The sequence below is a fragment of the Cupriavidus sp. 86D6 genome, assembly GCF_057815095.1.
Genome location: NZ_JBYPSB010000012.1, coordinates 158,592 through 168,004, shown reverse-complemented (window position 1 = coordinate 168,004; position 9,413 = coordinate 158,592). Strand labels below are relative to the sequence as shown.

The following is a 9,413-nucleotide window of genomic DNA, read 5'->3' as shown; positions in this document are numbered from 1 at the left end:
ATCGTTCCGTCCGTCCAATCTCCGCCAAGCATGCTCAAGCTTCACGATTTTTGCAACAGAGCCGGAAATCGACCAAAAACGCGGTGGGGCGGGTAACGACGGCCGGGACGCCAACGCGCTCCACGGCCTCGGCCCAGCGCGCGGCCGGCGGCTGGAGCAGGCCGTTGTGCACGGAGCCGTGATAGGTGCCTACCGCCAACGCGAGCCAGCGCTCCAGCTCGCGCAGCGTCAGGGTGGCCATCTTCTCGGAATCGTACTCGCCGCGCTGGCCGGGATTGGAGAAGGTCGTCCCCGGTAATTCGTCGTGGATCATCTGCATCGCCGTGCCGATGATCCGTTCCACGATGCCGCCGTAGTGCGGCTGGCCTGGTGGGCGATAGTCCAGCCGGATGCCATGCTGTTCGCAGCCACGGCGCAGCGCTTCGCTTTTGAACTCGGCCGCGTTGTCCAGATAGAGCAGCCTGGGCTTGCCGCTCATCGGCCAGTCCATTTCCACATTCAGCCCTTCCAGCCAGGGCCGCTTGTCGCAGGCGGCATGCGCGAGGCATAGGCCGACCGAGACGGCGGACGGCGCTTCCAGCGTGACCACCATGCCGAGTACGCAGCGCGTGAACACGTCGATGGCGAGGGTCAAATATGGGCGGCCAATCGGTTGCCGGTCGCGCTCGTCGACCACGATCAGGTCGATGACGGTGTGGTCGATCTGCACCTGTTCCAGCGGCATGGTGACTTCTGGCGGAATGCCACCCGCGCCTTGCAAGGGACGGGCAGCGTCCTGCCCGCCCCGGCTGCGGGCTATTTTCGCCGGGTGTAGTCCGGCAATCCGCTGGGCCACGGTGTTGCGCGCCGGCACCGGCAGCTTCTGGGTTTTGCACGCCTGCGCGACTTCGCGGTGGAACGCCGCCAGGCTGCGTTTCTGCTTGGTCAGGAAGCGCTTTTGCAGCAGCTCGCGGATGATGCGCTCGACCGGTTCCGGCAAGCGCCCCTTGCCTTTGCCGCCGCCGGATCGGCCGGGCGTCAGGTCTGTTACCAGGCCAGTACCCTGCCGGGCGCGACGGATCAGGACATATACCTGTCGCCGGGACAGGCCCAGCGCTTGGGCTGCCTCATCGGCGGCTTCATGCCCGACCACCTCAAGCGCTGCCAGTGGCCCGATGATTTCCGTCCGGTGCCGGGCTTGCGCCCATGCCTCGTCGGGCAGGGTGGCCACGCCTTGCGCGGCAATCGGTGGAGTGTCTGATGTCATGCCCAAACCTCGCTTTGGTGCACACGAGTATTGAGCATAGTCGAGATTGGTGCAGACGACTCCTGATATTGGGCTGTCAGGAGCCGTATGCACACCAGGCGTTACATCCAGTCAGATGGTGCGGTCGTCTTCTGAAAACGACAGCCTTGCCTGACATCCAGTTAGGGTATAGCCTAGATTGACATGCGCGATGCAACCCTTAACTTGCTTGCACCTATCGTTTCCATGCTAGCTTTATCGTAACGCTAAAGAAATTGGGCTTAATGTCGAACACAATAAAATAAAACAGCCAACCCTTGAGGCTCTTATGCGCCAGAATTTACCAGTGACGGGTCGAAACTTAGAACTCCCAAAAGATGCCAATATTCTTTCGACTACCTCCCCTCAAAGCCATATCACGTACGTTAATCCTGACTTCATTAAAATCAGTGGTTTCACTGAGGAAGAACTATTAGGCCAGCCTCACAACATCGTAAGACACCCAGATATGCCGCCTGCTGCATTTGAGCATATGTGGAGTACATTAAAATCTGGCCGCTCATGGATGGGGCTAGTAAAAAATCGCTGTAAAAATGGCGACCACTATTGGGTAAGTGCTTATGTAACGCCAATAGCTAAGAATGGTTCGATTGTTGAATACCAGTCTGTAAGGACCAAGCCTGAACCTGAGCAGGTTTTGGCTGCGGAAAAATTATATGCTCAATTGAGAAGCGGGAAGGCCGCGAGGCCGAAATGGGCTGCTAGCTTTTCCGTGAAAATACTCTTGCTCATATGGGGTAGTATTATATCAAGCGCAATGGCTGCCGGCATGCTTACTGATACATCAATAAGCAGCTTATTGTTAGCTACTTTAATGTCAGGAAGCTTAAGCTCTGTTAGTGTTTTGGCTATTCTCTCTCCTCTTGGAAGACTGGTTGAAAGAGCCAGGAATATTTCCAATAACCCATTAAGTCAATCCCTCTACACTGGGCGCACCGATGAGTTTGGCCAAATAGAGTTTGCTTTACGAATGATGCAAGCTGAAACAGGCGCCGTAGTAGGTCGCATAGGTGATGCATCAAATCGGCTTAGCGAACACACCCAAAGCCTACTAAAGGATATTGAGTCAAGCAATGTACTTACAGTTGAGCAGCAGGCAGAGACAGATCAAATAGCAACGGCAGTAAACCAAATGGCGGCAAGCATTCAAGAGGTTGCGAGCAATGCACAGCATGCTGCAGATGCGGCCGGAAGAGCAGACACTGAGACGGCATCTGGCCAGCGTCTGGTAGCCCACACAAGCCAGTCAATCATTGCCCTTGAAGGTGAAATTAGGCAAGCCGCTCAGGTTATTCATGAGCTTGAAGGTCAAAGTAACGAGATATCAAAAGTTCTTGACGTTATACGAGGGATCGCCGAGCAAACGAATTTGTTGGCACTCAACGCAGCAATTGAGGCCGCGCGTGCTGGTGAGCAGGGGCGTGGTTTTGCTGTTGTCGCCGATGAGGTTCGCAGTCTTGCTGCTCGCACCCAGCAATCGACAACGGATATTCAAAGCATGATCAGCGCTCTACAAGAGCGAGCGCAATCCGCTGTTACAGTCATGGAGCAAAGTAGTCGGCAAGCGCACACGAGTGTAGCTCACGCAGAGGAAGCAGCTACAGCTCTTGATGGAATTGGCCAACGTGTTAACGAAATTACCGACATGAACGCGCAAATAGCGACTGCGGTCGAGCAGCAGGGAGCAGTAAGTGAAGACATCAACCGCAGTATTAACAATATACGCGATGCTGCTGATACCAATGTACAGACCGGGCAGAATAATTTGCAAAGTGCGAAATCTGTCGCTCAGTTAACTAGCGCTCTGAGCGAACTGGCAAAACAGTTTTGGGAAAAACGAGGATAACGCTTTTCAGTATCTCGACAGGGATAACTTACTTTACCATCGGTTATCCCTTTTAGCCGCACAAATTTTAGCCATGGCTTTTCAGGAAGTCAGGGCTATCAGAATGGCCTTAGAAAGCCTAGTCAAAGAGCTGTCACGAGAACACCGTTAGCTTAGCGTACGATTTTTTCCGAATTCTGCGGTTCCCCCTGTAACGACGCCAGCAGCCGATCCGCAACATTGGCGGCCCATACCGCGATCGTCAGGCTTGGCGGCCTGCCGGTCGATTCCGGCAGCGCTGCGGCATCGACCACATAGAGGCCCGGGTTATCGAAAACTTCGCCATTAGCATCGATCACGCCATCGGCGTTTGACGTACCCAGACATGCACCACCTAGCGGCTGCACGGTGAGCGGTGATGCAGGGGCGTAGATTTTTGTGCCTGTTGCACGTTGAATTGTTTCAACTTCGTAGTCGATCTCATGATAGACGCTGCTCTCATTCTTGTCGTAGGTGATTTGGAATTTCCCGCTCTCCATCGTCATCGCGCCGTTATTGTTGTCCTTGCCCAAGGCGACGATGAATGAATTCCGACGCAACCAGCGGCGGAGTATGGCCGGCATGGGAATATCATCGATGCCCTGGATGGCGGCGCGCAGCACCTGCACCGACTTGCTGGGGGAGTCTTTCGACCGGAATGGCCCGGCCAACGGCAACCCCTCGGAGAGATCTTTGGAACTGTTTTCTTTCCAGAAGGCGAAGTATCCGCCATTGGTGCCGAAGCTCATACCGAGCCGTGGCATTCCATCCAGCGCGCCGTCGACATCTCGGCTTTTGAACAGCAGTCGAACTGTGTTCAGGCATCCGGCGGCGAGGACGACGTGCTTGGCGAATACCTTTTCGTCACGTCCTTCCCGGTGGTTGCGATAAAGGATTTCATAGCGCATTCCCTCAGCGCTCGCTTCGCTCAACTTGCGGATGGTCTGCACTTCGCACAGGTCACGGACCTTCAGTCCGCGCTGCATGGCGGGCCAAATCGCGGCAAAGTCCAGTGTCGTTTTGGCACCGGACGGGGACCCCAGCACACTGTTGTTGCGGTAGTCGCATTCCCAGCGATCAATGCCATTGGCATCTGTGACTTTCGATGCGCTGCCTGGTTGCTTCGGAAAGAGCACACCGATGAGTGGACTCGCAAGCCCTGCGGTGGACAGCTCTCCACCGTAATTTGTCTCACTGATGCGGTTCGGACTCTTGTCTTCTTCCGTGGCCGCCCGGGTCTGTAGCAGCGCGATGATCTCGGAATAGTATTTGTCCATGCCAGCTTGCGAGATCTGGGGATGGCGACCGTCCCAGTACGCTGGGTTGGAGGGTTTTGCCAGCATCCCGGCATAGATGTGGCTGCCACCACCCACGTTGGATGAGCAGATCACGTTGATGCCGTTGCCTAGGTACGCTTCAACAAAGCCCTTTGTGTTCAGAACCCATTGTCCCTGGAACAGATGGGACCGAATCGATCTCAGACCGTGGGAAAAAGCCTTTGCTCCTTGCGGCAGCGGTGTCAGATCCGTCATGCCGACTGATCGATTCGGCACCGTATCGCGCCAGGGGCCGCGCTCAAGCATTACGACGTCTCGCCCCGCTTCGGCAAGTCGCTTGGCTGCAATCGATCCACCGAAACCACTGCCGATGACGATTATTTCAACTTTGCTTGCCGGGACTGCATCCAGGGAATTCTCGGTAGATTCTTCGGTTGCAGCCACGGTTTGCGCGCCGGCCGATCTCGCGTATGCAAGCGTCGACAGCGCCCCACCAATCAGCACTATCGCCTCTCTTCGACTCAGGTTTATCTCATCGTCTGTCTCAGATTTACTGTCCATTTCGTCCCCATGAAATTGAATGAGTTCAAGGACCTGTTTGCAATGTGCAACGGCCCATATGGCGATCGCCTGGTTCGCGGCCTGCGCGCGATTCCGGTAGCACCGCAGCATCGGCTAGGCTGATTGGTGCCAGCCTTGTTGAGGATTTCGCGGGCGTGTCGCCTCGTTGTTCATCAACTACAGGTCGTGTCTTTGACTTCAAAGGGGGTCATGGAATGTCTCCGGTGCGTTTGGTGTTAGAACGCCGGAACTATCGACCTTACTATCGTGGGAATGTCAAGAGGCGTGGGAAGGTGTCAAACGAATTGCGCGGCCACACCGGCCAGCAGCGATACGAAGGTGGCCATCATGCCCATGCGACGAAGGGGCATGATCCCGCCAAGCATGCCGACTGCATGGGCGACACGCCCGATCACCAGCGGCCCTGCGATAGCGAAGACAAAGCCCTGCGGCACCCCCCGATACTCTGCGAGCGCGAGCAGGATGAGCACGATTGGCACGTATTCGGTGAAGTTGCCCTGCGCGCGGATGCGGCGCAGCAGCGCCGGGTCATCGCCCGGCCCCAGGGGCTGCTTGACCGCCATGCGACGCAGGGACACGGGAACGCTCAGTGCGATGAGACCGATGGCTGCGAAGGCGGCAACGGTGGAGGTGATGGGAAGCATGTGTATTTCCTTTGCCTAATCAGCGGATGGGCTGGATGTCCGTGACGATGAGCTTCTCGCCATCTTTGTCCGCACCGAATCGCACCTTGTCTCCCGCCTGAACCTTGTCCAGTAAGGTGGCATCACGTGCCTGGAACACCATGGTCATGGCGGGCATATCGAGGTGCTTGATCCGCCCGTGCTTGATGGTGATCTTGCCGGTGGTCTTGTCCACCTTGCGGATCTCGCCGTCGGTGAGGTCTGCACTGGCAGGTGCAGCAGCTTGGTTCGCAGGGGCCGCCTGGGCAAAGGCTCCGGGTGTCCAAGCCGCGGCCGTGACGCTCAGCATCGCGCCGAGCGTCACGGCAAAAATGGCTTTCGATTTCATAGAGTTTTCCTTGGAATGAAACGGTAAATCGCTGTGCGCAGAGTGGTCAGACAATCAATGGCCCGCGTGGCTGGCCGGCTTGCGTACCTGCACCTCGACTTGCGACGTGGACTTGGATGCACGGGGCATGGAGCTGCCTCCGGTGGAAGACGAGCGCACCGGCTCGGTCATCGTCCCTTGGTACTCGGTGGCGACCGTGCCCGGCGGCTGTTGGTACCAGCCCGGATTGCCATAGTCGCCGGGCTTCTGGTCGCGCCGCACCTTGAGCACGCTGAACATGCCGCCCATCTCGACCGATCCGAACGGGCCGTCGCCGGTCATCATGAGCGCGGTGTTATCGGGGATGGGCATTTCCATCTCGGTCATGTCGGCCATGCCGCGCTCGCCCATCACCATGTAGTCGGGGATCAGCTTGGCGATCTTGCCGGCCACGCCGCTGTGATCCACCCCGATCATGGTGGGCACGCTGTGCCCCATGGCGTTCATGGTGTGGTGGCTCTTGTGACAGTGGAACGACCAGTCCCCTTCTTCGTCGGCGACGAACTCGAACTGGCGCATCTGCCCCACGGCCACGTCGGTGGTCACCTCGGGCCAGCGCGCGGCTTTCGGGATCGGTCCGCCGTCCGTACCCGTGACCATGAACTCGTGGCCATGCAGGTGGATCGGGTGGTTGGTCATGGTCAGATTGCCGACGCGGATGCGCACCTTATCGCCCAATCGCACGTTCAGCGAGTCGATGCCAGGGAAGATGCGGCTGTTCCACGACCAGAGATTGAAGTCCAGCATGGTCATGACTTTGGGCGTGTAAGCCCCCGGCTCGATGTCGTAGGCGTTGAGCAAGAAGCAGAAGTCGCGCTGCACCTCGTCGATCAAGGGGTGCTTGGCCTTGGGGTGCGTTACCCAGAAGCCCATCATGCCCATCGCCATCTGCACCATCTCGTCTGCATGCGGGTGATACATGAAGGTGCCGGGGCGGCGCGCCGTGAACTCGTAGACGAAGGTCTTGCCCGGCGGAATGGCCTTCTGCGTCAGGCCCGCCACCCCGTCCATGCCATTGGGCAACCGCTGGCCGTGCCAATGCACGCTGGTGTGCTCGGGCAGGCGGTTGGTGACGAAGATGCGCACGCGGTCGCCTTCGACCACCTCGATGGTCGGCCCGGGGGACTGGCCGTTGTAGCCCCAGAGGTGAGCCTTGAAGCCGGGAGCCATCTCGCGCACCACGGGTTCTGCCACCAAGTGGAACTCCTTGACGCCGTTGTTCATGCGCCAAGGGCAAGTCCAGCCGTTGAGCGTGACGACGGGGTTGTAAGGGAGGCCCGTGTTGGGCGTGAGTGGCGGCATGGTGTCGGCCGAGGTCTGCGTGACCGGCTCGGGCAGCGCCGCCATGGCGACGCGGCTGACGCTGGCTACCGCCACCGTGCCGCCCGCCATTGCAAGAAATTGCCTTCTGGAGTTCATGGCTGTGTCTTTGTGTGGAATCTGTCGAAGAGTTGGCCGGCTTAGTGCCCGGCATCGTCGCTGCTGGCCGGCTGCGGGTTGCCTCCGGCCGCTACGGCGCTAGCCATGGGCCTGCCGATCAGTGCCGCTTGCAGTGCTGCATCGGCCAACCAGAACTGCTGCTCGGCCGTGATGGTCGACATCACCGCACCGACCTGGTCACGTGCGTCGGCCAGCAGGTCGAAAACACCGATCAACATGCCGTTGTAGCGAAGCAGGTTCTCCTCCGAGATGGTCTTGCGCAGCGGCACGACTTCGTCGCGCTGGTGCCGCGCGATGTCGTAGGTCGAGCGGTAGGCCGAATAGCTCTCTCGCACGTTCGATCCCGCCGCGCGCAGCGTGGCATCCAGGCGCTGGGCCGATGCCAGCACCTGGGCCTTGGAGGCATCGCGCTGCAAGTCACCCCAGTCGAACAACGGCAGGCGCACGGAGATTTCGTAGCCTCGCCCGGTGGCCTTGTGTCCATCGGCGTTGTCGAACGTGGTGTTGCGGGTCACGCCAAGTTCCATATCCGTCACGCTGGTGATGCCAGTCAGGCCCCGTGAACGTGCCGAGGCATCGAGTTCGGCCTGGGCCAGCCGCACGTCCAGGCGCGCGCGGCTGGCGGTTTGGCCTACTTCCTCCGGCTGCAATGGCTGCTTGGGCAGTTCGGGCAGGCGTTCAGGCAGCGTCAACTCCTGCGCTTGGACGTCAGTCAGGCCCAGTTGGCGTACCAGTTCCTCCCGCGCTGCCATGGCGGCATGGCGTGCGGATGCGAGCTGGGTGCCCGCGTCGGCGTAGAACGCTTGCTGGCGGGCGCGCTCCAGCTTGCTGAAGTTGCCCACGGCCTGCATACGCCGCGCCAATTCGGCACTGGCCTCTGCGCTCTCGTACACCTGACCGGCATATTGCAGGCTTTGCTGTGCGGCCACCGCGCGCACCCAGGCTTGGCGCACCAGCGTGATCTGATCCACCACGTCGGAAGTCAGGCGCAGGCGCGACTGCTCGATCTGGCGGTCAGCCAGTTCCTTTCGCGCAGGAAGGGTCAGCAAATCCAGTAGTCCGAAGGACAACAAGCGGCCGAATTCCAGTTCGCTGCCTGTGCGCAGCCGCTCGAAGCCGAACACCGGATTGGCGATGCGCCCCCCCTGCGCGGAGCGGGCCGCGTCGGCGCCATGCTGTGCCAGCAGGGCCTGCAACGCCGGGCTATTGGCCAGCGCCAGTTCCACCGCCTGCGGCTGGCCAAGCGGCTGAGCCAGCAGATCGGAAGCCACTTGGCGGCGCTGCGCATGGTCTTCATCCGAGCGAGCCAGGGCCAGACGCCCGCCGGTGAAGCTGGCGGCCTCGTCATTGGTGCGCGACAGGTTTTGCGCCAGGTCCACGCTGGCGCAGCCGGAGAGCGCCGCCAAGGCCAAGGCGGCGAGTGAGAAGCGAGCGCGGGAACGTCGATGGGACGTGGAGTGGATGCTGCTGCTCATGGCTGGGCCCCTGTATGTGCCTCATGCCCGCCACCGTGTGGGGGCAGCACCGGAGCGGTGGCCGCAGGTGCCGTGGATGGCGTCTCCTCTGAGGCTTCTTTGGCATAGCCGCGCCAGCCGCCAATGCGGCCCACGGTGTCGTTCGCTTCGCGCCAGGGCGTGATGGGCTGATCTGCAAACCGCTGGTAGGTGGCGAAAGCCGGTGTATAGGCCAGTGGCGGCACGGTGGGCGACGAGGTCTGCTGCGGCGCTTCTGCATGGGCTGCCACGGCCGCAAGAAGCAGGGCCACCGCGGTGCCTGCATGAGCGGGCCAACGAGAGACGGGTCGGGTCATGGGTGTTGTCTTCCGGGAGTGGTGCGGTGCGTCAATGGCAGCACTGTCACCCTTCCCATCGTGGGAGAGTCAACACCCATCCGAAATAACCTGATCCCGTAAAAA

The 9,413-nt window shown here is 59.7% G+C and carries 8 protein-coding genes; 1 reads left to right on the top strand and 7 read right to left on the bottom strand.

Annotation, left to right across the window (positions count from 1 at the left end):
• Positions 1 to 34 precede the first annotated feature (34 nt).
• Entirely contained in the window at positions 35 to 1,246 is a 1,212-nt protein-coding gene (locus AC3G88_RS22705; protein WP_023082272.1) for a DDE-type integrase/transposase/recombinase, read from the bottom strand.
• Between the two features lie 307 nt (positions 1,247 to 1,553).
• Here AC3G88_RS22705 and AC3G88_RS22700 point away from each other — a divergent pair, with 307 nt between their 5' ends.
• Positions 1,554 to 3,131 (top strand): methyl-accepting chemotaxis protein, encoded by a 1,578-nt coding sequence (locus AC3G88_RS22700; protein ID WP_023082271.1) that lies wholly within the window; start codon positions 1,554 to 1,556, stop codon positions 3,129 to 3,131.
• Positions 3,132 to 3,283: 152 nt separating this feature from the next.
• Here AC3G88_RS22700 and AC3G88_RS22695 read toward each other — a convergent pair whose 3' ends face one another.
• The 6 genes from AC3G88_RS22695 to AC3G88_RS22670 form a co-directional block, all read right to left on the bottom strand.
• Positions 3,284 to 4,987, bottom strand: coding sequence for a GMC oxidoreductase (locus tag AC3G88_RS22695; RefSeq protein WP_198712313.1), 1,704 nt, complete (start codon positions 4,985 to 4,987; stop codon positions 3,284 to 3,286).
• Between the two features lie 296 nt (positions 4,988 to 5,283).
• Positions 5,284 to 5,652, bottom strand: a complete 369-nt coding sequence (locus AC3G88_RS22690; RefSeq protein WP_023082269.1) for an MAPEG family protein — start codon at positions 5,650 to 5,652, stop codon at positions 5,284 to 5,286.
• 19 nt (positions 5,653 to 5,671) lie between these two features.
• Entirely contained in the window at positions 5,672 to 6,019 is a 348-nt protein-coding gene (locus AC3G88_RS22685; protein WP_023082268.1) for a copper-binding protein, read from the bottom strand.
• Between the two features lie 54 nt (positions 6,020 to 6,073).
• Positions 6,074 to 7,477 carry a multicopper oxidase family protein gene (locus AC3G88_RS22680; RefSeq protein ID WP_031668804.1) on the bottom strand — a complete coding sequence of 468 codons (1,404 nt, stop codon included), beginning with the start codon at positions 7,475 to 7,477 and terminating at the stop codon, positions 6,074 to 6,076.
• A gap of 41 nt (positions 7,478 to 7,518) precedes the next feature.
• Positions 7,519 to 8,973: a TolC family protein gene (locus AC3G88_RS22675; RefSeq protein ID WP_023082266.1), complete on the bottom strand. Its 1,455-nt coding sequence runs from the start codon at positions 8,971 to 8,973 to the stop codon at positions 7,519 to 7,521.
• On the bottom strand, positions 8,970 to 9,263 hold the full coding sequence (locus AC3G88_RS22670; protein WP_041106365.1) for a hypothetical protein: 294 nt from the start codon (positions 9,261 to 9,263) through the stop codon (positions 8,970 to 8,972). Before AC3G88_RS22670 ends, AC3G88_RS22675 begins: the two co-directional genes overlap by 4 nt.
• Positions 9,264 to 9,413: the final 150 nt, after the last annotated feature.